Annotated in this window: 25 protein-coding genes and 1 pseudogene; 6 read left to right on the top strand and 20 right to left on the bottom strand. The window is 59.0% G+C overall.

The window, feature by feature from the left end:
• The 13 genes from emrB to NKJ21_RS16825 form a co-directional block, all read right to left on the bottom strand.
• Positions 1–1,539: a multidrug efflux MFS transporter permease subunit EmrB gene (gene emrB / locus NKJ21_RS16885; protein ID WP_008806145.1), complete on the bottom strand. Its 1,539-nt coding sequence runs from the start codon at positions 1,537–1,539 to the stop codon at positions 1–3.
• A 15-nt stretch (positions 1,540–1,554) separates the two neighbouring features.
• Positions 1,555–2,727, bottom strand: coding sequence for a multidrug efflux MFS transporter periplasmic adaptor subunit EmrA (gene emrA / locus NKJ21_RS16880; RefSeq protein WP_008806144.1), 1,173 nt, complete (start codon positions 2,725–2,727; stop codon positions 1,555–1,557).
• A gap of 125 nt (positions 2,728–2,852) precedes the next feature.
• Complete coding sequence (mprA, locus tag NKJ21_RS16875; RefSeq protein ID WP_002914337.1) at positions 2,853–3,383, bottom strand: transcriptional repressor MprA; 531 nt, start codon at positions 3,381–3,383, stop codon at positions 2,853–2,855.
• A 90-nt stretch (positions 3,384–3,473) separates the two neighbouring features.
• On the bottom strand, positions 3,474–3,809 hold the full coding sequence (gene ygaH / locus NKJ21_RS16870) for an L-valine transporter subunit YgaH (protein WP_008806143.1): 336 nt from the start codon (positions 3,807–3,809) through the stop codon (positions 3,474–3,476).
• The gene (locus NKJ21_RS16865; RefSeq protein ID WP_064166199.1) at positions 3,799–4,545 is read right to left on the bottom strand and encodes an AzlC family ABC transporter permease; all 747 of its coding nucleotides are present in this window, start codon (positions 4,543–4,545) and stop codon (positions 3,799–3,801) included. The genes ygaH and NKJ21_RS16865 overlap by 11 nt, the downstream gene beginning before the upstream one ends.
• A 183-nt stretch (positions 4,546–4,728) precedes the next feature.
• Entirely contained in the window at positions 4,729–5,727 is a 999-nt protein-coding gene (gene proX / locus NKJ21_RS16860) for a glycine betaine/L-proline ABC transporter substrate-binding protein ProX (protein ID WP_008806141.1), read from the bottom strand.
• Between the two features lie 78 nt (positions 5,728–5,805).
• Positions 5,806–6,873 (bottom strand): glycine betaine/L-proline ABC transporter permease ProW, encoded by a 1,068-nt coding sequence (proW, locus tag NKJ21_RS16855; protein ID WP_008806140.1) that lies wholly within the window; start codon positions 6,871–6,873, stop codon positions 5,806–5,808.
• A complete protein-coding gene (gene proV, locus NKJ21_RS16850) occupies positions 6,866–8,068 on the bottom strand; it encodes a glycine betaine/L-proline ABC transporter ATP-binding protein ProV (RefSeq protein ID WP_008806139.1) in 1,203 nt (400 codons plus the stop codon). Before proV ends, proW begins: the two co-directional genes overlap by 8 nt.
• Positions 8,069–8,425: 357 nt before the next feature.
• Complete coding sequence (nrdF, locus tag NKJ21_RS16845; RefSeq protein WP_008806138.1) at positions 8,426–9,388, bottom strand: class 1b ribonucleoside-diphosphate reductase subunit beta; 963 nt, start codon at positions 9,386–9,388, stop codon at positions 8,426–8,428.
• Between the two features lie 10 nt (positions 9,389–9,398).
• Positions 9,399–11,540: a class 1b ribonucleoside-diphosphate reductase subunit alpha gene (nrdE, locus tag NKJ21_RS16840; RefSeq protein ID WP_016161677.1), complete on the bottom strand. Its 2,142-nt coding sequence runs from the start codon at positions 11,538–11,540 to the stop codon at positions 9,399–9,401.
• Positions 11,513–11,923, bottom strand: coding sequence for a class Ib ribonucleoside-diphosphate reductase assembly flavoprotein NrdI (nrdI, locus tag NKJ21_RS16835; protein WP_101827397.1), 411 nt, complete (start codon positions 11,921–11,923; stop codon positions 11,513–11,515). The genes nrdE and nrdI overlap by 28 nt, the downstream gene beginning before the upstream one ends.
• On the bottom strand, positions 11,920–12,165 hold the full coding sequence (nrdH, locus tag NKJ21_RS16830) for a glutaredoxin-like protein NrdH (protein ID WP_012540796.1): 246 nt from the start codon (positions 12,163–12,165) through the stop codon (positions 11,920–11,922). Before nrdH ends, nrdI begins: the two co-directional genes overlap by 4 nt.
• Before the next feature lie 183 nt (positions 12,166–12,348).
• Positions 12,349–12,780, bottom strand: coding sequence for a carboxymuconolactone decarboxylase family protein (locus tag NKJ21_RS16825; protein ID WP_012540797.1), 432 nt, complete (start codon positions 12,778–12,780; stop codon positions 12,349–12,351).
• Positions 12,781–12,868: 88 nt separating this feature from the next.
• Between NKJ21_RS16825 and NKJ21_RS16820 the strand changes: the two genes are divergently transcribed.
• The gene (locus NKJ21_RS16820; RefSeq protein WP_022065773.1) at positions 12,869–14,230 is read left to right on the top strand and encodes a PLP-dependent aminotransferase family protein; all 1,362 of its coding nucleotides are present in this window, start codon (positions 12,869–12,871) and stop codon (positions 14,228–14,230) included.
• A 118-nt stretch (positions 14,231–14,348) separates the two neighbouring features.
• Here NKJ21_RS16820 and NKJ21_RS16815 read toward each other — a convergent pair whose 3' ends face one another.
• Positions 14,349–14,696 (bottom strand): DUF883 domain-containing protein, encoded by a 348-nt coding sequence (locus NKJ21_RS16815; RefSeq protein ID WP_002914293.1) that lies wholly within the window; start codon positions 14,694–14,696, stop codon positions 14,349–14,351.
• Positions 14,697–14,845: 149 nt separating this feature from the next.
• On the opposite strand from NKJ21_RS16815, the gene NKJ21_RS16810 reads away from it, so the two are divergent.
• Positions 14,846–15,208: a DUF2002 family protein gene (locus NKJ21_RS16810; RefSeq protein ID WP_008806132.1), complete on the top strand. Its 363-nt coding sequence runs from the start codon at positions 14,846–14,848 to the stop codon at positions 15,206–15,208.
• 75 nt (positions 15,209–15,283) lie between these two features.
• On the opposite strand, the gene alaE is transcribed toward NKJ21_RS16810, so the two are convergent.
• Positions 15,284–15,733 (bottom strand): L-alanine exporter AlaE, encoded by a 450-nt coding sequence (gene alaE / locus NKJ21_RS16805; RefSeq protein WP_008806131.1) that lies wholly within the window; start codon positions 15,731–15,733, stop codon positions 15,284–15,286.
• Between the two features lie 728 nt (positions 15,734–16,461).
• On the opposite strand from alaE, the gene stpA reads away from it, so the two are divergent.
• A complete protein-coding gene (gene stpA / locus NKJ21_RS16800) occupies positions 16,462–16,863 on the top strand; it encodes a DNA-binding protein StpA (protein ID WP_012967380.1) in 402 nt (133 codons plus the stop codon).
• Between the two features lie 78 nt (positions 16,864–16,941).
• Here stpA and NKJ21_RS16795 read toward each other — a convergent pair whose 3' ends face one another.
• Positions 16,942–17,121 carry a hypothetical protein gene (locus tag NKJ21_RS16795; RefSeq protein WP_012540801.1) on the bottom strand — a complete coding sequence of 60 codons (180 nt, stop codon included), beginning with the start codon at positions 17,119–17,121 and terminating at the stop codon, positions 16,942–16,944.
• 205 nt (positions 17,122–17,326) lie between these two features.
• Between NKJ21_RS16795 and lpxO the strand changes: the two genes are divergently transcribed.
• A complete protein-coding gene (gene lpxO / locus NKJ21_RS16790) occupies positions 17,327–18,229 on the top strand; it encodes a lipid A hydroxylase LpxO (protein WP_012540802.1) in 903 nt (300 codons plus the stop codon).
• Here the strand turns inward: lpxO and NKJ21_RS16785 are convergent.
• The 3 genes and pseudogenes from NKJ21_RS16785 to NKJ21_RS16775 form a co-directional block, all read right to left on the bottom strand.
• Positions 18,210–18,756 (bottom strand): annotated as a pseudogene (locus tag NKJ21_RS16785) (rhodanese family protein). The gene lpxO and the pseudogene NKJ21_RS16785 sit on opposite strands and share 20 nt — an antisense overlap.
• 7 nt (positions 18,757–18,763) lie before the next feature.
• Positions 18,764–19,063: a helix-turn-helix transcriptional regulator gene (locus tag NKJ21_RS16780; protein WP_012540804.1), complete on the bottom strand. Its 300-nt coding sequence runs from the start codon at positions 19,061–19,063 to the stop codon at positions 18,764–18,766.
• Positions 19,064–19,138: 75 nt separating this feature from the next.
• Complete coding sequence (locus NKJ21_RS16775; RefSeq protein WP_109909934.1) at positions 19,139–19,744, bottom strand: FMN-dependent NADH-azoreductase; 606 nt, start codon at positions 19,742–19,744, stop codon at positions 19,139–19,141.
• A 103-nt stretch (positions 19,745–19,847) separates the two neighbouring features.
• Here NKJ21_RS16775 and NKJ21_RS16770 point away from each other — a divergent pair, with 103 nt between their 5' ends.
• Entirely contained in the window at positions 19,848–20,765 is a 918-nt protein-coding gene (locus NKJ21_RS16770; RefSeq protein WP_039102456.1) for a LysR family transcriptional regulator, read from the top strand.
• A 59-nt stretch (positions 20,766–20,824) separates the two neighbouring features.
• Positions 20,825–21,421 carry an undecaprenyl-diphosphatase gene (locus tag NKJ21_RS16765; protein WP_008806125.1) on the top strand — a complete coding sequence of 199 codons (597 nt, stop codon included), beginning with the start codon at positions 20,825–20,827 and terminating at the stop codon, positions 21,419–21,421.
• 2 nt (positions 21,422–21,423) lie between these two features.
• On the opposite strand, the gene NKJ21_RS16760 is transcribed toward NKJ21_RS16765, so the two are convergent.
• Positions 21,424–23,211, bottom strand: coding sequence for a sigma-54-dependent Fis family transcriptional regulator (locus NKJ21_RS16760; RefSeq protein WP_016161670.1), 1,788 nt, complete (start codon positions 23,209–23,211; stop codon positions 21,424–21,426).
• Positions 23,212–23,239 lie beyond the last annotated feature (28 nt).

The following is a 23,239-nucleotide window of genomic DNA, read 5'->3' as shown; positions in this document are numbered from 1 at the left end:
TTAGTGTGCGCCCCCGCCGCCGCCGCCGGCACTGAATGGCGGCCTGGCGAACCACACCAGGCTGAGCAGAAGAATAAAGATCCCCGCCGAAACCCAGAAGATTTCGTTGGCGGAGATAATCAACCCCTGGTTGGTTATCTGCTGCGCTATCCAGCCGGAAGCCTGCTGCTGGGTCATTCCCATGCCCTGCAGCTGATCGTACATCTGCTGGGCGTTGGGGTTGAACGGCGTCACCGACTCGGTGAGCTGCGCATGGTGCAGCGCCTCACGGTTGGTCCACATGGTGGTGGTGATCGAGGTCCCGATGGAGCCGGCCAGAGTTCGGGTAAAGTTTGACAAGCTCGACGCCGCCGCCAGCCGCTCCGGCGGCAGGCCGGAGAGGGTGATGGTGGTCAATGGCATGAAGAAACAAGCCACCGCGAAGCCCTGGATAAACTGCGGCCACGCCGATGCACCAAAGTCCATACCCGGTTCAAAGGTCCACGCGCGCCAGTAGAAGCAGACGGCATACATAATAAAGCTGAAGGTGACCAGCCGACGCATATCGAGCTTATGGGCAAAGCGGCCAATAATCGGCGACAGAATGACCGGGATCACCCCCACCGGCGCCGACGCCAAACCGGCCCAGGTAGCGGTGTAGCCGTAGACCTCCTGCAACAGCTGCGGCAGCAGTACGATAGCGCCGAAGTAGAGCATATAGGCCAGGCTGATACACAAACAGCCGATGGTGAAGTTGCGCGACTTAAACAGCGACAGGTCGACTATCGGGTTATCGTCAGTCAGCTCCCAGACAATCAGGAAGCTTATCGCCACCACCGCCACGATGGTCAGGATGATAATCTCGTTGGAAGCGAACCAGTCGAGCTCTTTACCGCGGTCGAGCATCACCTGCAGGCTACCGATACCGATAATCAGCAACGCCAGCCCGACGCCGTCGATACGTCGCTGTTCGGTACGGGTTTCGCGCCCGCGCAGGGTTTGCAGCGTCATGATCACCACTGCGATACCAATCGGCACGTTGATGAAGAAGATCCAGCCCCAGTGGTAGTTATCGCTGATATAGCCGCCGAGAATCGGGCCACAGATCGGCGCGACGATCACGGTCATTGACCACAGGGCCAGCGCAATAGAACGCTTCGCCGGTGGGTAGTTGCTGAGCAACAGGCTCTGCGACAGCGGGATCAGCGGACCGGCGACGATCCCCTGAATGACGCGGAAGAAAATCAGCATCGTCAGGCTGTTCGACACCCCACAGGCCCAGGAGGCGATAGCGAATGCCACCGTCGACCAGACGAAAAGCTTCACCTCGCCGACGCGCTTCGCCAGCCAGCCGGTAATGGGGATGGAGATGGCGTTGGCCACCCCGAACGAGGTGATGACCCACGTCCCCTGGCTCAGCGACGAGCCAAGGTTACCGGCAATGGTTGGGATCGCCACGTTGGCGATCGTGGAGTCCAGCACCTGCATGAACGTCGCCAGCGACAGCGCAATGGTCATAATGACCAGTTGCGCGCCTTCAAGCGGTTTTTGCTGTTGCATTACGCTCACCCCGAATTATCCGGCGTTGGCCTGAATGATCTCGTCGATCAGTTTATTAACCGGCTCAAGCGCGATTTCGCGGGCATTGCTCTCGTAAACCGGGGAGCTTCGCACCTGGCTGGCCAGCATTTCGCCATCGCGATCGGTGGTGTTGACCTCCACCAGCGTGGAGAGGCCGATGCGCAGCGGGTGTTCCGCCAGCTGTTTTTCGTCCAGCTCGATACGGACCGGCAGGCGCTGTACCACTTTGATCCAGTTACCGGTGGCGTTCTGCGCCGGCAGCAGGGAGAAGGCGCTGCCGGTGCCCATATCCAGGCCGACCACTTTGCCGGTGTACTTCACGTCATCGCCATAGATGTCGCTGATCACGGTGGCCGGCTGGCCGATGCGCATGTGCGCCAGCTGGGTCTCTTTAAAGTTGGCGTCGATCCACAGGTTGGTCGCCGGGACCACCGCCATCAGCGGCGTGGTGGTGCCGATCTGCGCCCCAGGCTGTACCGAGCGACGGGAAACGTAGCCGCTAATCGGGCTGACGATTTGCGTACGCTGCAGGGCCAGCCAGGCGTTACGCACTTCGGTGGCCGCCTGCAGCACCGCCGGCTGCTGTTCCAGTTTGGTGCCCAGCACGATCGCCTGGTTGGCGTTGTATTGCTGGATTGCCACGTCGAGTTCGGCCTGCGCGCTGGCGACGGTGTCGCGGGCGTGCTGCAGCTCTTCGCGACCGATCAGGTTCGCGGCGCCCAGCGGAATGCGGCGGTTCAGGTCAGCCTGCGCCTGGGCGAGGGCGGTCTTTTTGACGTCGATGTTCGCCTGCAGCTGCTTGCTGTTGATCATCTGCTGACGGGTCTGACGCACGCTGGCGGCCAGCTGCGTTTTGGCTTTCTCAAACGCCTGCTGGGCATCGGTCTGATCGAGCGTCACCAGCGGATCGCCTTTCTGCACGTAGTCCGTGTTGTCAGCCCAGACTTTGGTCACGCTGCCTGAGACCTGGGCCATAATTTGTACCTGGTTCCCTGCCACGTAGGCATCGTCGGTCTCTTCGTAGTGACGCAGTACCAGAAACCAGTAAATCCCATATGCCACGGCAATAATAATAAAGAGCAATGTCAGCAACAGGAGTGCGCCTTTGCGCTTTCCTTTTTTGCTGCCTGGTTGCTGCGGGGTTTGGCTCTCCGCATTTGCGCTCATGTTATTCTCCACGATCTTATTATTTCACATCGGCTGAGCCGACCTGTTTATCAGAAAGGCCAGCAGAGATCTGCTGGCCTGGCTGTTTTCCTTGCAACGTAAAAATGGGCTGAGCGACGCCGCCCTTAGCGTAGAGAGTCCGCCAGCACGCCTTCTTCTTCCATCTGGTCAAGGCGGCTCAGGAGTTTGCGGGTGATATGTTCGAGCTGATCTTTTTCGCTGGTGCTGAGTGAAGACCACAGCTGATGCAGGCAGTTATGCTGCGGTGGCAGGACTTCACGCAAAAACTGATGGCCCTTTTCGGTCAGTTGCAGATGCAGACAGCGGCGATCGTTATCGCTCTCGCGACGTTCAATCCAGCCGCGTTTTTCCAGTTCATCAGCGATACGGGTGGCGTTGGTACGCGACGAGCCCAGCGCGCAACTCAGCTCGGACGGCTGGATGCTGTGGTTTTCCTGTGACTCCAGCGTAATCAGCGCCATAAATAATGTCTCGTTAATTCCCTGCGCTTTGAGCATTTTATTGCGATTTTCCAGCAGCTTACCTTGCATATGCATGCAAAGACGAGTTAACAGGATCTCCTGGAACGGGAAATCTTCATGGCGGCTGGCGCGGAATTTGAGCATTTGCTCAATGGGAGTAAACGAACTATCCATTTGGGTATGACCTCATTAATTACAGCCGATATAATAACTATTGTGACAAATAAATCAAATGAATTATTGACTAAAATTGATACGTAAAGCTTAGAGTCCGCTGGTGATTTTCCATGCCAGACCGTAGGCCAACGCCGACAGCAGCGTCGGGACAATAATGCTGCGGGTTTTCCAGAAGGCGGCCCCCAGCACCAGGAAGCCGATCAGCGTCGGCGCCAGGCGATGGGCATCGGCGAGGATCTCCGGCACGCTGGAGACCACCAGCAGCGCGCAAATCGAGGCGATGCCGATGGTATCCAGCAGCACGCTGACCGGGCCACGGCGGGCAGGCCGGGCATGGCCGGCGCGCAGGCGCAGGGGAAGATAGCGAAACAGATAATTCACGCTGCCGACTATCACCCCGAGCAGAAGGACTTCACTGTTCATCCGGCATCCCCTTAAGCATGGCCTGGACCAGCGCCGTCAGACACCCGCAGACAATCCCGGCGAGGATGGCCGCCGGAATGGAAAATAACAAAATGCCACCCAGCGCGCCTGCCAGGGCTGCCGTGACGCAGAGTGACTGCTGGCGCTGGAATGAGGCCAGCAGGAAGCTCATAAACAGCGCCGGCAGCATAAAGCCGAGCGCGGCCTCCACCGCGGGATAATCCACCAGCAGGCCGTTGCCGGACCAGGCGCCGGCCAGCGTGCCGCATACCCACGATGCCCAGGAAGTAAAAGCGAGACCGAGCATCCAGTTTTCGCTCCAGCGGCGGTTATCGCGAACCAGCCTGGCGGTGGCCGCGGCGAAAACCTCATCGGTCAGGCCAAAGGCCCAGAGGGCGGTTTTCTTTTTATCCAGCGCTGAGCGAATGCGGCTGCGCAATGAGGGACCATACAGCACGTGGCGGACATCCATCGCCATCACCGTCAGGGCGGCGACCCACAGCGAACTGCCGGCGGCCAGCATGGCGGTGATCACAAACTGGCTGGCGCCGGCGTAAATAATGCAGGAGAAAAACAGGCTTTCCAGCGGGGTGAATCCCAGCCGGGTGGCGTTCAGTCCGAAGGCGAAAGCCACCGGCAGGTAGCTGATAACGATGGGGAGACTGTCTTTGATGCCTTCGCCGACGGTGGCGACACGTTCAGATAAGGCACAGGTTAAGGGCGCGGGGTTTTCCATATGAATAACTTATCGCTGGATCCATGTGAAGGTGACAAATTGACCGATGGGTCCACCTTAACAGAGCGCGACGCGCCTTAACACTATGGAAATTCCTGGAATCCGCTTTTCCATACTCTGTGCTGCGAGCAACGAGGGAAAGGGAGCCCGGATAAGACGGAGCGCCTTATCCGGGAGGCAGGGTTACTGCTGCGCGGCGAGCGCCGCTTTCACCCAGCTGTCGAACAGCGGCTGGTGGGCTTTGATCCAGCCATCGACATGACCGTTAATGTCGGCTTCGGAAGCATGGCCTTCGTGCATCATCGCATTCTCGGCGTTGATGTCGGCGATCGGCAGCTTCATGACGCTAAACAGGGTGGCGGCGGCCGGATTTTTCTCGGCCCAGGCTTTGTTGGCGACGATGTGCATCGTGTTCACCGGGAAGCCATAGTTGGCGCCGTTGGCCAGTTTGGTGTCGATGTTTTTCTGCTCGCCCGGCAGGGAGGAGAACGGCACCTGCAGCCAGACGACGTCTTTGCCAGGTTTCAGCACGTCGCTGACCCAGTACGGCGTCCAGGTGTAGTAGAGCACCGGTTTACCCTCTTTATAGCGGGCGATGGTGTCAGCCATCATCGCCGCGTAGTTGCCCTGGTTATGGGTGACGGTTTTGCTCAGGCCATAGGCGTCAATCTGGTGGTTAATCACCGCTTCGCAGCCCCAGCCTGGCGTACAGCCGGTGAGATCCGCTTTACCGTCGTTATTGGTATCAAACAGTTTGGCGATCTGCGGATCTTTAAGCTGATCGATGGAGGTGATGTGGTACTGCTCGGCGGTTTTTTTGTCGATCAGATAGCCCTGGGCGGCGCCTGAGACATACACCCCTTTACGATAGAATTTGTTATCACCGCCCGCCGCGGCGTACATGTCATCGTGCAGCGGCTGCCAGTTGGTGGCGATAAAGGTGGTATCCCCGGCGGCAATCGAGGTATAGGCAACGTTATAGTCCACTTCGCTCGGTTTCTCGACGGTGTAGCCAAGCTTCTCCAGCGCGCGACTGACCAGCAGGGTCTGGAAGGTCTCTTCCGAAATAGTGCTCTGGGCAGGCTTCACGGTAATCCCTTTGCCCGGCAGGTCGGCGGCGAAGGTGCTGGTGGCGATCAGGGTGGCAAAGGCGGCGGTGGCCATCATCGTACGATGTCGCATGGTGGTTCCTCTTATTGTTTAACGGGAAGAGCGACCCCCCGGCCTCGGCTGGTGCCGGGGAGCGGCGCTGTTATCGACTTATCGACAGAAAGGGCGAGTGATAAGCCCCAGTGGGCCGGTGGTGTACCAGCGGCGGTTGCCGCGACTGCGGGCGTCGCGACCGACGGCCTGGGTGAGGCGGTCAAGAATAATCGCGAGGATCACGATCCCTACGCCGCCGACGGTAGCCAGACCCATATCCAGGCGGCCGATGCCGCGCAGCACCATCTGGCCAAGACCGCCGACGGCGATCATCGAGGCGATCACCACCATCGACAGGGCCAGCATCAGCGTCTGGTTTACCCCGGCCATGATGGTGGGCATCGCCAGCGGCAGCTGAACCTTAAACAACAGCTGGCGCGGGCTGGCGCCAAACGAGCGCGACGCTTCGATCAGATCCGCGGGCACCTGGTTTATCCCGAGAATGGTCAGGCGGACGATCGGCGGCAAGGCGAAGATAATCGTCACTACCACGCCGGGCACGTTGCCGATGCCGAACAGCATCACGATCGGCACCAGGTAGACGAAGGCCGGCGTGGTCTGCATGGCATCGAGCAGCGGGCGGATAATTTTTGCCGCCCGCGGGCTGCGCGCCAGCCAAATACCCAGCGGCAGGCCGATAACCATGCAGAACAGCAGGGCGGTGAGGACCAGCGCCAGGGTGACCATCGCCTGCGACCAGGCGCCGATAGCGCCGATGGCAATCAGCGAAACCAGGGTGGCGACCCCCATGCCGAGGCTGGAGATCTGCCAGGCGATCAGCGCGAAGACGATAATCGCCACCGGCGCTGGCATCCCCAACAACAGCTGCTGGAAGGCGCTGAGGATGTAGTCGATCGGCACGCGGATCCCCTGGAATAGCGGACGGAAGTGCAGCACGATCCAGTCGATAGCGTGGGTGACCCAGCTGTCGAGCGGGATCAGCGTTTTATGGAACGGGTCCATGATGTTGAACGATTCCGGCTGCGGCGCGGGCGCGCTGTGCAGCCAGTCGGCGCCGCCGCCGTTGGCCGGCGCGGCAGTAGAGGCGCCACCCCAGGCATCGGCGGCCTGCGCAGCGCTGTCGGTTGCCGGGGCGCTGTCCCACGGATTAGTTTGATCAGCCATGATTCACCCCCTCGCGATCTAAAGCCTGGAGCAGCATTCGTTTGGAAATGATGCCAATGTATTGTTGTTCTTCATCCACCACCGGGACGGCGCACGGGGCGTGGCCGACGTGGGAGAGCAGATCGCTGAGCGGCGTTTGCGCCTCCACCGCCAGCGGGGCGTCAATCAGCGCCGCCTCGATCCCCTGGCCGACGCTGAGCGCGGTTTTCAGAGAATCGATCGAGACAATCCCGACAAAGCGATTTCCGCGTTCGATGACATAGCCATATTCCCGGTCTTCATCCTGTAATAATTTCAGCGCGGAGCGGGGGCCAAAACCTGGGGTTTTACGAATCAATCCAACCGGGCTGCGGCGGGCAATATCTTTGGCGCTGAAGACCTGGCTAATATCCACGCCGCGGAAGAAGGTGCGCACATAATCATTGGCCGGATTATTCAGTATTTCATCCGGCGTACCGACCTGGACCACTTCGCCATTTTGCATAATGGCAATGCGATCGCCAATTCGCATGGCTTCATCAAGGTCATGGGAAATAAAGACGATAGTGCGTTGATGCTTAGCCTGTAATTTGATGAGCTCATCCTGCATTTCGGTGCGAATGAGCGGGTCGAGCGCGGAGAAGGCTTCATCCATTAACAGAATATCGGGATTAATCGCCAGCGCGCGAGCTAAACCGACGCGCTGACGCATCCCGCCGGAGAGTTCATCCGGCCAGGCGTGGGCATAATTCTCCAGCCCCACCTGCCGCAGCGCCTCCCGCGCTTTTTGCTCTCGTTCGGCGGTCGGGACGCCGGCAAGCGCCATACCAAACGCCGTGTTGTCGAGCACGCTCATGTGTGGCATCAGCGCAAAGGACTGAAAAACCATCGCAATTTTCTTGCGACGCACCTCGCGCAGCTCGGCGTCCGACATTTTGGCGATATCGACTCCGTCAATCAGCACCTGGCCGCGGGTGGGTTCAATCAGGCGATTGAGAAGGCGAACCATGGTGGATTTCCCCGAGCCGGAGAGCCCCATGATGACGAATATCTCGCCTTCTTCAATGGCCAGACTGGCGTCTTTGACGCCAAGCGACAGCCCCGTTTTTTCCAGTATTTGCGCTTTGTTGAGTCCTTTCTCAATATATTTGAAAGCCCGGTTTGGGTGCTCGCCAAATATCTTATAAAGATTTTTGATTTCTAATTTAATTGCCATGCAATAGAGAAGTTCCTGTTATTTGTTTATTGCGATACGATACCCGATGGTGATTATGATCTTTTTACACCCTAACATACTCAGATTCTGTGACAACCCTCAATGGCAAACTCTCGGCAAAATGGCGTGAGGGATAGGGTGGCGCAGCCCCCGTGATATAAGGGCTGAGCGTCAATTTGTTGTGGGTAATATTTTTTGATTATCTCTGGATAATTCGACTGAAATGGACCAGTTTTCTGTTAAATATGACGGAGTGATGACGGTTATGCGATGGAGAGAATATTTGGCAGATGAACCCACTTTTCTGCGAAATAGATCACCAGGAACCAGCCCGCCATATTCCTGGTGAAAGTATGGTTAAAAGTCCCAATCGTCGTCGGCGGTTTCTTCCGTTTTGCCTATCACGTACGAGGAGCCGGAGCCGGAGAAAAAGTCGTGGTTTTCATCGGCGTTAGGCGACAGCGCGGCGAGGATCGCCGGGTTAACCGCTGCCATCTCCGCCGGAAACAGCGCTTCATAACCGAGGTTCATCAGCGCTTTGTTGGCGTTGTAGCACAGGAAAGCGCTGACGTCGTCAAACCAGCCGCTCTCGCCGTACAGTTCCCGACTGTAGGCCAGCTCGTTGTCGTAAAGATCCATCAGCAGATCGAGGGCGAAATTTTTCAGTTCTTCGCGCTTTCCGGGGCTGACGATCTCCAGTCCTTTCTGATACTTGTAGCCAATGTAATAGCCATGTACCGCTTCATCGCGAATGATCAGACGGATCAGATCCGCGGTATTGGTCAGTTTTCCCCGGCTGGAGAAGTGCATTGGCAGCCAGAAGCCGGAGTAGAAGAGAAAGGATTCGAGGAAAACGCTGGCGATTTTTTTCTTCAGCGGCTCGTCGGCCTGATAGTAGCCCAGCATCAGTTGCGCCTTGCGCTGCAGGGGTTCGCAGCTTTCACTCCAGGCGAAGGCGGCATCCACCTCTTTGCTGTGGCACAGCGTGGAAAAAATGGAGCTGTAAGAGCGGGCATGAACCGCTTCCATAAAGCTGATGTTCGACAGCACCGCCTCCTCATGCGGGGTCAGCGCGTCCGCCATCAGCGCCGGCGCGCCGACCGTGTTCTGAATGGTGTCGAGCAGCGTCAGCCCGGTGAAGACGCGAATGGTCAACTGCTGCTCCGCCGCGCTGAGGGTTTGCCAGGCGGGAATGTCGTTTGACAGCGGCACTTTCTCCGGTAGCCAGAAGTTGCTGGTGAGACGATTCCAGACCTCAAGATCTTTGTCGTCATCAATGCGGTTCCAGTTGATAGCGCTGATGCGCGTTAAATGGGTCATCCTGTTCTCCTTACAGTGCGCAGGACACGCAGCCTTCAATTTCAGTGCCTTCCAGCGCCAGCTGGCGCAGACGGATGTAGTAGAGGGTCTTAATGCCTTTCTTCCAGGCGTAGATTTGCGCCTTGTTGATATCGCGGGTGGTGGCGGTATCCGGGAAGAACAGCGTCAACGACAGCCCCTGATCGACGTGGCGCGTCGCCTCGGCGTAGGTGTCAATGATCTTCTGGGGCCCTATCTCGTACGCATCCTGATAAAGGGCCAGATTGTCGTTATTCATAAACGGCGCGGGGTAGTACACCCGCCCGGTCTTCCCCTCTTTGCGGATCTCAATCTTCGAGACGATCGGATGAATGCTGGAGGTGGCATGGTTGATGTACGAGATCGACCCGGTGGGCGGCACCGCCTGCAGATAACGGTTATAGATGCCATAGCGCATGACATCGTCGCGCAGCTGGCGCCAGCTTTCCCGGTCGGGCAGGGGGATACCGGCGCGGGCGAACAGTGCGCGCACCCGTTCGGTTTTCGGCTGCCACTCCTCCTGCAGATATTTGTCGAAGTACGCCCCGCTGGCGTAGCGTGACTGTTCGAAGCCAGCGAAGCGCTGGCCGCGCTCGCGGGCCAGCAGCATCGAGGTGTGCAGGGCATGCCAGGTCACGGTGTAAAAATAGATATTGGTGAAGTCCAGCCCCTCCGGACTGCCGTAGGCAATCCCTTCTCGCGCCAGGTAGCCGTGCAGATTCATCTGCCCCAGGCCGATGGCGTGGGAGGCCGCATTGCCGGCCGCCACCGAGGGAACCGACTGTATGTCGCTCATATCGGATACCGCGGTCAGGGCGCGCACCGCGGTGGCGATAGTGCGGGCAAAATCCGGCGAGTCCATGGTATGGGCGATGTTCAGCGAGCCGAGGTTGCAGGAGATATCCTCGCCGATATGGGCGTAACTGAGGTTCTCATCATAGGTGGATGGCGTACTGACCTGCAGAATTTCCGAACACAGATTGCTCATGGTGATCCGTCCGGCCACCGGATTGGCGCGATTGACGGTATCTTCAAACATGATGTACGGATAGCCGGACTCAAACTGGATCTCCGCCAGGCGCTGGAAAAGGTCGCGGGCGCGGATCCAGCGCTTGCGGACCCGTTCGTCGGCCACCAGCTGCGGATAGAGATCGCCGATGGCGCAGTCGGCGAAGGGTTTACCGTACAGCCGCTCGACGTCATACGGCGAGAACAGGGCCATCTGCGCGTCTTCTTTTGCCAGCTGGAAGGTGATATCGGGGATCACCACTCCCAGCGACAAGGTTTTGATGCGGATTTTCTCATCGGCATTCTCACGCCGGGTATCGAGGAAGCGCAAAATATCGGGATGGTGCGCATGCAGCCAGACCGCTCCCGCCCCCTGGCGGGCGCCAAGCTGGTTGGCATAGGAGAAGGCGTCCTCCAGCATCTTCATCACCGGCACCACCCCGGAGGACTGGTTTTCGATACGCTTGATCGGCGCCCCGGCCTCGCGCAGGTTGGAGAGTAAAAAGGCCACGCCGCCGCCGCGCTTCGACAGCTGCAGCGCCGAGTTAACCGCCCGGCCGATGGACTCCATATTATCTTCAATGCGCAACAGGAAGCAGGAGATCAGCTCCCCGCGCTGCTGCTTGCCGGCGTTGAGGAAGGTGGGGGTCGCGGGCTGGAAGCGGCCGCTGAGCATCTCTTCCATTAGCTGCCGCGCCTGCTGCTCATCCCTCTGGGCCAGCGTCAGCGCCACCATTACGCAGCGATCGGCAAAATCCTCGAGGTAGTGCTCGCCGTCAAAGGTCTTCAGCGCGTAGCTGGTATAGAACTTCCAGGCGCCGAGGAAGGTCTGAAAGCGAAACGCGGCGCGCCGGGCATGGGCGAACAATGCCAGCACAAACGCGCGGTCATAGCCGGCCAGCACCTGCGGATCGTAATAGCCCTCGCGGACGAGCCAGGTGAGTTTATCCTCCTGGCTGGCAAAGGTGAGGGTGTTGGGCCGGACCTGGGCGGTCATAAAGGCCTCCACCGCCTGGCGATCTTTCTCAAACGGGATGCGACCCTCGCTGTCGTACAAATTCAGCATCGCGTTGAGGGCGTGAAAATCCGCCGCGGCGGTTATACGTTCTGCGGTTGTCGTTGCCAAAATTCGCTGACTCCTCTACGCACGTTGTCGATATCGTCGGGGGTTCCCATCAGCTCGAAGCGGTAGAGATAGGGCACGGCGCATTTTTGCGCGATGACCTCCCCGGCACGCCCCCAGGCGTCGCCAAAGTTGCGATTGCCAGCGGCAATCACCCCGCGGATCAGCTGGCGGTTATGCACGTCGTTTAAAAAGCGGATCGCCTGACGCGGTACCGCGCCGGCCGTACCGCCGCCGCCATAGCTGGGAACGATGAGAATATAGGGTTCGTCTACCTGGAGATGTTCGCGCTCGTTCAGCGGAATGCGCACCGCCGGCAGCCCCAGGCGCTGCACAAAGCGATGGGTATTCTCCGAACGGCTGGAGAAGTAGACGATGAGGCTCATGCGCTGGCCGCCGTGACGGAGGGGCGCAGGCGATTGATCATATCCGGGCGGAAGCCGCTCCAGCGTAGCTCACCGGCGATCACCACCGGCAGCTGGCGAAATCCCTGCTCGCGCAGGGTGTCAGCTGCATCCGGCTGCTGGTCGACGTTCACCATTTCAAAGGCCAGTCCTCGGCTCTCCATGGCTCGCCGTGTGGCATGGCACTGCACGCAGTCATTTCGAGTGTAAATAATAATGCGCATGATTCGTATTTCCATTTAAGATAACAGCACGGCGCTAAACGCAGCGTCGAACGTTGTGGGTCATTCGATAAGGAAATACTAGATGTAGTTGTTTGAAAGTTCAACCACTCAATATATAGCGTTTTTAGCAAGGAAATCCCCCGCCGGGACAATTCGGCGGAGGAGGGGGAAGGCTGTGCGGAACTACAGACGCATGGCGACGGCGAGTCGGTTGAAAGCGTTCATCAGGCTGATGGCTAAGGTCAGATCGCTTATCTGACGCGGGGTAAAATGTTCGCGCAGCGGCAGGTAAACGTCATCTTCCGCATGGCTGGCGGCAATGTCGGTGACCGACTCGGCCCACGCCAGCGCTGCGCGTTCGCCAGGTGTGAAGTGGGCGCTTACCCGCCAGCCCGCCAGGGCATCCAGTTTGCTTTGCGCCATACCGCCCTTGCGCAGCGCCTGGCTGTGCTTCTCAAGGCAGAAGGCGCAGCCGTTGATCTGCGAGACGCGTAAATAAACCAGCTCTACCAGGGCGCTGCCCAGCTCGCTTTTCTCCAGCGCGATGCTGGCCTGTACCAGCCCTTTATAGACTTCCGGGCTCAGTTCACTGAATGGCTGACGTAATTGGCTCATGGTGTTCTCCTCTCTAAGACGGCAGCCAAAATAGCACTATAATGGACTGCAAAAGATAGCCATATTGTGATGAAAAAAGCAGACCATAATGGAAGCGATCCACCTCCCTCTTTATCAGCGTATTGCCCGCCAGCTGAAATCGGCAATTGAACGGGGCGAACTGACCCCGGGCAGCCGTCTGCCCGCCAGCCGGGTGTTTGCCCAGGAGCAGGGCGTCTCCCGGGCGACTATCGAAAACGCCTGGGGTGAACTGGTCGCCCAGGGGTGGCTTGAGCGGCGTGGGCAGGCGGGGACCTTTGTCAGCGAGCGGCTCAGTCCGCGCCAGCTGGCGCCGGTAACGCCAGCGCAATCAGCCGCCTCGACGGACCCGTTGCCCTTTCAGATGGGGCTGCCGGCGCTGGATCTCTTTCCGCGCGGGCTGTGGGCGCGAGTGATGGGTCGTCGGCTGCGGACGCAGTCGCGGTTCGACCTTGCCCCCGGCGATCCCGGCGGCGACCCGCTTCTGCGCCAGGCGATCGTGGAGTATCTGCGCCTGTCGCGCAGTATTGACTGCCAGCCGGAGCAGGTGCTGATTACCGGCAACTATGCTACCTCCATGGATCTTATCCTGCGTACGCTGGCGCAGCCGGGGCAGCATATGTGGATGGAGGATCCGGGGTATCCCTTTATCCGCCCGGTCGTTGAGGCCAGGCAGCTGGTGGTGGATGCGATCCCGGTGGACGACGAAGGAATGGATGTTGGCTGGGGCTTGCGGCATCACCCTCAAGCGCGGTTTGCCCTGCTCACCCCGGCACACCAGAGCCCGCTGGGGGTCGCGCTGTCGCTGCCCCGGCGTCGCCAGCTGCTGGCGTGGGCGACAGCGCGCGACGCGTGGATTATTGAGGACGATTACGATAGTGAGTTTCGCTATCACGGCAAACCGCTGCCGCCAGTGAAAAGCCTCGATGCGCCGCAGCGGGTTATCTACGCCGGCACTTTCAGTAAGTCGATGTTTCCGGCGCTGCGCACCGCCTGGCTGGTGGTGCCGACCCCGCTGGCGGCGCGTTTTCATCAGACGGCGGAGCGCCAGCCCTGCACCGTTCCTACTCTGTGGCAGCAGACGCTGGCGGATTTTATCCAGCAGGGACATTTCTGGCGTCATCTGAAAAAAATGCGCGCCAGCTATAGCCAGCGCCGACAGTGGCTGGAGTCGGCCCTGCAGGCGCAGGGCTTTCAGGTCACGCCCCAACAGGGGGGCATTCAGCTGGTCATGCCGGTCAGCGGCAACGATCGCCTGCTGGCCCGGCAGGCGGTTGAGGCCGGGCTGGCGGTGCAGGCGCTGAGCGACTGGCGTCTTCGTCATGCAGGCGAGGGGGGATTACTGATGAGTTTTACCAATATTCGCTCAGCGGCGATGGCCGATGCGCTGGCCCGGCGGCTTAGAGAGGCGATCGCGAACGATGGCGCATAAAAAACCCCTGCGGCCAGAGGCGCGCAGGGGCTGACGCGTATTTGTTATCTTCATTAGATTCCGTGAAGCTCGCGGGCTTCCGCTCGCCAGGCGCGCGCGGAAGCTGACGCTGTCTCTATTATCGACGTAAATTGAGCAATACGCCAATAAATACCCCGACGGCGGCTGCGGCGCCGACGCTGTGCCAGGGTTTATTGCGCACGTAGGTATCGGCGCAGCCCAGCGCATCACAGGCTGCCTGACGGGCATCCAGCGCCGCCTGCTGCACCCGGTTGTGACCATTGAGGCGGGCACGGGTCTCTTTCAGCAGCGACTGAGCTTTAACGCGCGCCGCTTCGGCTTCCTCTTTCGCGTCACTGCCCCACGATTTCAGCACCTCTTCCAGCGTATCCGCTAATTGACTGACATCGTTATGGATATCCTCAGCATTCTCGTCAAAATTGTTGCGGTTCACATGGTTAGCCATCGTTATCTCCCTTAATTCCATCGAGTGAGTAAGTGTAGGACAAGATTTTGAATTATGCTTACTGCTGTGGTTTCTGGAATATTCCGAAAGCACTGCGCTTAACGAATAAGGTAAGGTCAATGTGCGGTAAAAGATAACGAGGAATCAGTATGTATTTAAGACCCGATGAGGTGGCGCGTGTTCTTGAAAAAGCCGGCTTCACCATGGATGTTGTGACGCAAAAAGCGTACGGCTATCGCCGAGGCGATAATTATGTTTATGTGAACCGCGAAGCGCGCATGGGGCGGACAGCGTTAATTATTCATCCAGCGCTAAAAGAGCGTAGCAATATGTTGGCCGAACCGGCCTCAGATATCAAAACCTGCGACCATTATGAACAATTTCCGCTGTATTTAGCCGGAGATGCGCAGCAGCATTATGGTATTCCGCACGGATTTAGCTCACGGATGGCGCTTGAGCGTTTTCTGAATGGACTATTTGGCGAAGCCCAGCCGGCGATGTCGACAAATTAATACGACGGTTAAGACCGGGGCGGAGCAGGCTGGCGAGAGAGCGACTGGCAGGGCCAGTCGCTGGAATAGCGTCGGTCAGGCTTTCGCCTGCTGGTAGGGGGCCACGCGGAACAGGCGGCGGCAATAGTCGAGGAAGTAGCCGTAAGCAGCGCCCATCATCATCGATACCGCCAGGTTTGAGCTCACTGCAGCGACAATCTGGTGCCAGTCTGCACCTACGCTCCACAATATTGCGACATACACTGGCGACTGGAAAGTGACGTAGGCCAGCACGTCGGCCATATTTTTCATCCAGCCTGCCGGGCTAATGCGCCGGGCCTGACGCATCGCAAAGTCGCGATAAAAACCATAGGGCACGGCAATAATAATGTTGACCGGGATCGCCACCAGGCGCGACGATAACGACTGCTCAAACGTCATACCAGAGAGAAAAATTTCGATCATCATGTTGACGACGGTGCAGTAAACCACCATCGCAAAGGTGTCTGCAACCGCATGCCGCAAGCGGGAGTGCGCAGAGAACATCGGAGTGCTCCTCGAAAATGAAGTCAATAACGCCGAAAAATGCGCGTTGGTATAGCGTTTTTGGGCTGCCTGTTTTGATGTGCGTAGAGTATATCTCTGCATTAAAAGTGGCAACTAGCTATAAATTTTTATTTATTGTCTTTTTGTCGATAAAATACTCTGCGACAGTTGGTTTTCTGCCCGTTACGCTACTTTTATTGCTGGTTTTGTTAAATGTGTTTAATTTCAGTTGGTTACTTGACGTTTTTGCATGATATCTGACCAGGGAGGCGGCGTCTGACCGCCCGCTGTGGCGCAAAATCGCGTGAGCCTGTGATGAAGGTCTCGTTAAGATGTTTTTATGCCATTATGCCGGTTTTTGTGGTGAAAAATTCTAAAATGACGTGTGGCGTTTTATTCTGATTGGCTGGGTAACTATTCATTAGGCCGTGTGGAGAGGGCCTGCGCATCCGCCGACGATAAGAGGATAAACCGCTGACCATAAAGGTAATATCGCCTGCTGAATATATTTTCATATCTTACCATCCGCCGCTTTTATTTATTCATGGTCTTGTTGGCCTGCGCTGGCGAAAAAGAACCGGGGATTTGCCGATATAGGGCAGGCGGAAAAGGTTTACTCTTTGCATAATATATTTATCTGGACAACCGAAGGCTGGAAATAAATAAGTGTTTCCATTACACTTGCCGCGTTGTATCTTTTAATTGGTTATCTGGGATTTCTTAATTTTATGTCTTTAATGTTACACAAACTGAATAATATCCGTTCACTGCGTACCCTGTCCCGTGAATTCTCCATTGACGTGCTTGAAGAGATGCTGGAAAAGCTCAGGATCGTCACTGAAGAAAAACGTACGCAACAGCAGCTGGCGGCGCAGCAGCAGGCGGAATATCAGGAAAAAGTGAATACCTGGCTTGAGCTGATGCGCGCCGACGGTATTTCTCCTGACGACCTCGTGGCCGATATTCAGCCGTCGATGGCGGCAGGGAAAAAGCGGCAACCGCGCCCGGCGAAATATCGTTATACCGATCATACTGGCGCAGAAAAAACCTGGACCGGTCAGGGAAGAATGCCGAAGCCGATTGCTCAGGCGGTTGCTCAGGGCAAATCGCTGGACAGTTTCCTCATTTAAAGCCGATCCGGCCGGTATCAGGACAGTGGGGGAGACCCGCCGTTCCGTCCGGCCTTATCACTCTCCGGGAGAGGGGCTTTAGCAGACGCCAAAGTCGCCCTCTTCCTGGTATGGCGTCACCTCTTCTGAGTTCAGCGTATAGCGCTCGCCCTGCTCTTGCGCGGCCTGAACCACCACCAGCTGTTCTCCCTGTACTTCAACCACTTTCAGTTTTGGTCCACCCGCACGCGGTTGTACCAGATCGCCGACAGAAAACATCATTCACTCCTCACGGTTAACATCCTGGATGAACCTCAACCATAGCTCAACGACTGGCCAGTGAACACTGGCTGTGCTGTTTTTTGTTAAAACAATTTGGGGGTATATGTATTAATGTTGTTAATGTTTTGCTGGCGCCATACCGCTGCTGAGAAGGGGGGACGGCGAGGGTAGGGTTACCATCAATCAGGTCAGGAAAGACACCATGAAGTATATCGTTCTATTGATCATTGTTATTGCTGTTCTGTATGTCCATTATCGCGGGCGGGTGCGCTATCGTTTCTGGCGACAGCTCTCCGATCATTCAACATTTACTGCTCCGCTGAATGGATTTATGTATTTATTTTCCCGCGTGCCGAATACGCCATATCTGCGCCCGGAGATGTTTCCCGAGCTGGCGATATTGCAGCAGAACTGGCAGGTAATTCGCGATGAAGGTCTCCACCTTCAGCAGCTGGAGCAGATTAAAGCGGCCGATAAATATAACGATGCCGGATTTAACTCATTTTTTAAAACCGGCTGGAAACGTTTTTATCTGAAATGGTATGAGGAGGCCCATCCCTCCGCCAGCCAGCTCTGCCCACACACCACCGCGCTACTGCGCGATATCCCGTCGGTGAAAGCGGCCATGTTCGCCACCCTGCCAGACGGCAGCCGTCTGCCGCGCCACCGCGATCCCTACGCCGGTTCGCTGCGCTTTCATCTCGGCCTGGCGACGCCGAACGATGACCGCTGCTTTATCGAGGTGGATGGCCAGCGCTACAGCTGGCGCGATGGGGAAGGGGTGCTGTTTGATGAGACCTATATTCACTATGCGGAAAATACCAGCGGTGAGAATCGGCTGATTCTGTTCTGTGATATTGAACGGCCCATGCGCTACCGCTGGGCGCAGCAGGTGAACCACTGGCTGGGACGTCATCTGATGAGCGCCGCCTCGGCGCCCAATGATACCGGCGATCGCATTGGCGGGATTAACCGGGCGTTTCGCTATATCTACCAGATCCGCATTGTCGGCAAGCGGCTGAAAAAATGGAATAAGACGGTCTATTACATCGTTAAATGGCTGCTGTTCGGCGGCATTGCCTGGCTTATCTGGAGTGCGTTTTAACCCTCATGACGCCGGTTCCAGGGCATGATCGCCAGCAGACGCGCCATGCCGCAAAAGCCGGTCACCCCGGCGAAGGTGAGCCCGGCGCCGACCGCGCCGCTGAGCAGGAAGAAGCCGCTGCTCACGGTATAGCCCAGCAGTACACCGAGTAAAATCAGGACGCCAGCGGCAATTTGTACCTGGCGCATCAGCGGCAGCGGCTGGGATTTATCCTCCTCAACCGGGAACCCCGCGGCCCTCCAGCCCTGAATCCCCCCGGCCAGCAGGCTTGCCTGCGCCGGTGCGGCGGCGGCGGCCAGGCGAATCGCGTTATTCTGCGTCCGGGAACCCGCCTGGCAGTGAAAGATGACTGTCTCTCCGGCCCGGGCATTGAGGGTCGCACCGTTGGTCAGGCTGGCCAGCGGCACCAGTTCGGCATCGGGAATATGTTCGCGCGCGTATTCATCCGCATCACGGATATCAATCAGTCTGGCGCCCTGGGCAATCAGCGCCCGGGCTTCGGCCGGGGTTAAGGTAGCGATGGTCATAGGATCCTCACGGGCAATAGAGCGTTTTCAGCGTGTTGATCACCTGCTGTACCGCAGGGTGGGTGATGAAATAGTGGATACGCTGGGCATCGCGCTCGCTGTCGATCAGCCCCTCGTCACGCATCCGCGCAAGGTGCTGCGAGGTGGCGGAAGGGCTCAGGCCGGTAGCGCGCGATAGTTCACCGGCGCTGGCCCGCGGCGCATCGCACAGTATGCACAGGATCAGCAATCGGTGAGGATTGCTCATGGCTTTCATCAGCGCGGCGGCTTCTCCGGCGCGGGCCTGCAGGTCTTCAGGTGTGGTCATATATTTTAGCTTTTTCTAAATTTAGATAACTCTAAAATAAAAACATCCCCTGCGCCAGCACTTTTTATCTGTGACTCAGGCCGGAACGGCGAGCTGGGCAATCTGCGCTCGCGCGCTGGCGATCCCTGCGTCGCGACCATGCGGACGATTGTCCAGCCCTTCGGCATAGATAAATTCCACCTCATGGATCCCCATCAGCCCCAGTACCGCGCGCAGATAGGGGGTGATGGCGTCGGTGGTCTCTCCCTGGTGAATACCGCCGCGGCTGCTGACGACCACCGCCCGAACGCCCTCGACCAGCCCCTGCGGCCAGCTGTCGGTGTAGCGAAAGGTTTCCCGCGCCCGCGCCACGAGGTCGAACCATTTCTTCAGGTCGGTCGGGACGTTGAGGTTATACATCGGCGCCCCGATCACCAGCAGATCGCTGGCTTTTAATTCGGCGATAAACTGGTCGGAGCGCGCAACCGCCGCGCGGATGGCTGGCTGCGGATCCGCCGCCCCGCGCAGGGCGGCGAACAGGGGGCGATCCAGCGTTGGCAGCGCCATGGCGCTGAGATCGTGTTCCGTGAGCCGATCGCGGTGTCCTGCTGCCCGGCGCGCCGCGAGAAATTCGTTAATCAGCTGATTGGTCAGGGATGTTTCGCCATTAATGCTGGATTTTAATACCAGAACGTTAGCCATGATGAGTGCCTCAAGTGAAGGGGAGAGGCAGAGACTAACACTGTCTTTTTTCTCTCTGGAGTGACATTATTTTCCTCTATTGTATCCCGTAAGGAACCAATTTGTGCGTGACGATCTGAACGCGATCCCGGTGTTTGTTACCGTGGTCGAGAGCGGTAACTTTGCCAGCGCGGCGGCGATCCTCCACGTGACGCGTTCGGCGGTGGGTAAAACCATTGCCCGGCTGGAAGCGCGCCTCGGCGTGGCGTTATTCCAGCGCACTACCCGTCGGCAACTGCTGACGGAAGAGGGGGAGCAATTTTACCACCAGTGCCGGGAAGCGCTGGCGCGCATCCGCGAGGCCGAAGAGGCGCTCCAGCGCGGGAAGGGCGAGGTGCAGGGGCGGCTGCGGATCTCGCTACCAGTGCTCTTTGGTCAGCGCTGCGTGGCGCCGGTGCTATTCCGCCTGAGCCAGCGCTATCCGTTACTGAAGCTCGAGCTCCACTACAGCGACCGGCAGGTCAATCTGCTGGAGGAGGGGTTTGATCTTGCGGTGCGTATCGGAAACCTGGCCGATACCGGGTCGCTACGGGCGCGGGCGCTGGGGGAGCATGGCATGGTGCTGTGCGCGGCGGTAGAGTACCTGCGCCGCCAGCCGGCGCCGCAGACCATCGCCGGGCTGAGCGAGCACCGCACCCTCGGCTATCTGCACAACGGCCAACTGCAAAAATGGCAACTGTACGACCCGCAGCAGGGCGAAGTGCGCTTCAGTCCGCAGACGGGGCTGGTACAGGATGATTTTGCCGCCATCGCGGCGGCGGTGCAGCAGGGGATGGGCATCGCCTGGTTGCCGGACTGGCTGGTGGCGCAGGCGCTCGCCGACGGGACGCTGCAGCAGGTGCTGGCGCCCAGCGCTCAGGTGCGTTTCGCTATCCACGCGGTGTGGCCGGAGGGGCCGTGGCTGCCGCAAAAAACGCGGGTGGCGATCGATGCCCTGCGGGAAGGACTGCGCCTTGCTAAAAGCACACCGCCCAGCGGTTAAGGGTATCTTAAGGCGACCGGGCGATAATGACAGAAAGATGACGACTGAGAGCTATCGCCATGAACGCCCTGGAAACCCTGAATCAATCTGTTTTTTTCGCGCTTAACGCGCAGCCTGGCGCCGCGGAGGGCCTGCTGTCGCTGGCCCGTTTTTGCGCCAGCGGCATCGTGTTTATGATGCCGGCGATCGCGCTCGGCCTGTGGTTTCTCGGTGGTCGTGAGGGACACCGCCAGGCGCTGTTTATGACCCTGGCCGTGATGATTTCCCTCGGGCTGGGGATGGTGTGCGGGACGCTCTGGTTTCATCCGCGGCCGTTTATGATCCCCCTCGGCCATACCTGGATAAGTCATCCGGCGGATAACAGCTTCCCCAGCGATCACGCTACGGTGATGTTCAGCGCCGCGTTTGCGCTGCTGTCGCTGCGCCTGCGGGCGCCTGGTCTGCTGATGCTGCTGGCTGCGCTGCCGGTGGCCTGGTCGCGGATCTATCTTGGGGTGCATTTTCCGCTGGATATGGTGGGCGCAGCCCTGGTCTCCATTGGCGGGGTCATCGTGGCGAAGCGGGTCTGGCAGGCGGTCGGCCCACGGCTGGTGCTGCTGTGCGAGGCCGTCAGCCGGCGGATGTTCTCCTGGCTGCCGGCGCGCTTTACGCCATAGCCTCAGCGACGAGGCCGTCCGGTACGGGCGGCGCGGCGGTATAGCGTGCTGCGGGCGATACCCAGTATCTGCGCCGCCCGGCTGACGTTGCCATTAACGCTGGCCAGGGTATCGACAATCAACTGCTCGTCATGGGCCTGCAATCCTCCGCGCGGCAGCGGCGCAGGCGCGGTGCGATACGCCTCCGGCAGCGCGTCGGGCGTCAGCGTGTCGCCCTCATCGGCCAGAGCCAGCATCACCTTCAGGACGCTCTGCAGCTGGCGCACGTTTCCCGGCCACGGCAGCTGGCTGAGGTGGACCAGCAGTGCATTTGAAAGCGTCACCCGGCGTGAAACACCGCCCAGGTCGCGCCACAGCGTGGCGATAAAGGTTTCCAGCGCCGGCCACTCGCGCAGCGGGGGCAGCGCCAGGGCATACTCCCGCAGGCGCCACAGCAGATCTTCACGGAATTCGCCGGCGCTGACCCGTTGCGTCAGATTGCGGTGGGTGGCGCAGATCAAGGCGAAATTCACCGGCACGCTGCGGCTGGCGCCCAGCGGGGCCACCTCTTTTTCCTGCAACACCCGCAGGAGCCGCGTCTGCAGCGCCAGCGGCATATCGCCGATCTCATCGAGAAACAGTACCCCGCCCTCAGCCTCGCGGATTTTACCGATATAGCCGTTTTTGCTGGCGCCGGTAAATGCCCCCGGCTGGTAGCCGAAGAGCTCGGATTCGATCAGCGATTCCGGGATGGCCGCGCAGTTGATGGCGACAAATTTGCCACTGCGCCAGCGGCTGTGCTGATGCAGCGTACGGCTGACATACTCCTTGCCGCTGCCGGTTTCCCCCTCAATACAGAGCGCGATGCCGGCGTTGAGCAGCCGCAGCAGCTTTTCGCCTTCGCGCGGGCTGGTGAAAGGGAGATGCATGACCGGCGGGGCGCTTACCGCCACCCGGCGGCGGGTGGGCTCCCGCAGGCGATAGTGATAGCGGCCCTGCGGGGTGGTCAGCGGCAGCGGGACGCTGACCGCCCTTTGCGCCAGCGTCGGAAAAAGCGACGCAAAGGTGAGCTGGCCAAACTGCGCCGCGCTCAGGCCGAACTCGCGCATCGCCAGTCGGTTGCCGGCGGTGAGGACGTTGTCAGAAAAGACCAGCAGCAGCTCCTCGACGCTGTCGAGCTTGTCCACCTGCCGGTGCAGGCTCATCAGCCACTGCTCCGGATGCAGGCTCTGTTTCACCCACAGATACTCAATCTGCTTTGCCGCCGCCTTCACCCAGCCGAAGGTATGCTGGTGGGGAAAATCCGCCGGGCCGGAGATATCCAGCACCCCGGCAATACTTCCGTCCGGCCGCTGGAGCGGCATCGCCGCACAGTACAGATTCTGATTGCGGGTAAGAAAATGCTGGCGGCCATCGATTTCGCAGCCGTCATCAATGACCAGCGCGGTGCCAATGGCGTTGGTCCCGCGCCCGCTTTCGCTCCACAGATTGCCGGGGGCCAGCGCCACGCGCTGAGCCTTCTGCATCGCCTGGGTATCGCCGACGGTGTGCAGGACCAGGCCACTGGGGTCGGAGAGGACCACTACCGACTGCAGGTCCGCCACCTGGCGCGACAGGGCATCCACCACCGGCTGCGCCAGCTGCTGCAGGCTGCGGTGGCTGGCGAGCCGGTCTGCCAGCTCCCCGGCGCGCAGACGGGGAAAATCCTCGGTAGCGGGATCCAGACCATAGCGCTGGCAGCGAGACCACGAGTCGCTGAGCAGGGGGTTAGCGTTAACCTCTGGTGCGAGAAGATAGGGATTACCTGGCACAGGGCACCTCAGGGTCGATGTTGCTGTG

This window comes from Klebsiella sp. SWET4, assembly GCF_024296565.1.
Classification (GTDB): domain Bacteria; phylum Pseudomonadota; class Gammaproteobacteria; order Enterobacterales; family Enterobacteriaceae; genus Klebsiella; species Klebsiella variicola.
This window is presented reverse-complemented; position numbering and strand designations above follow the sequence as displayed.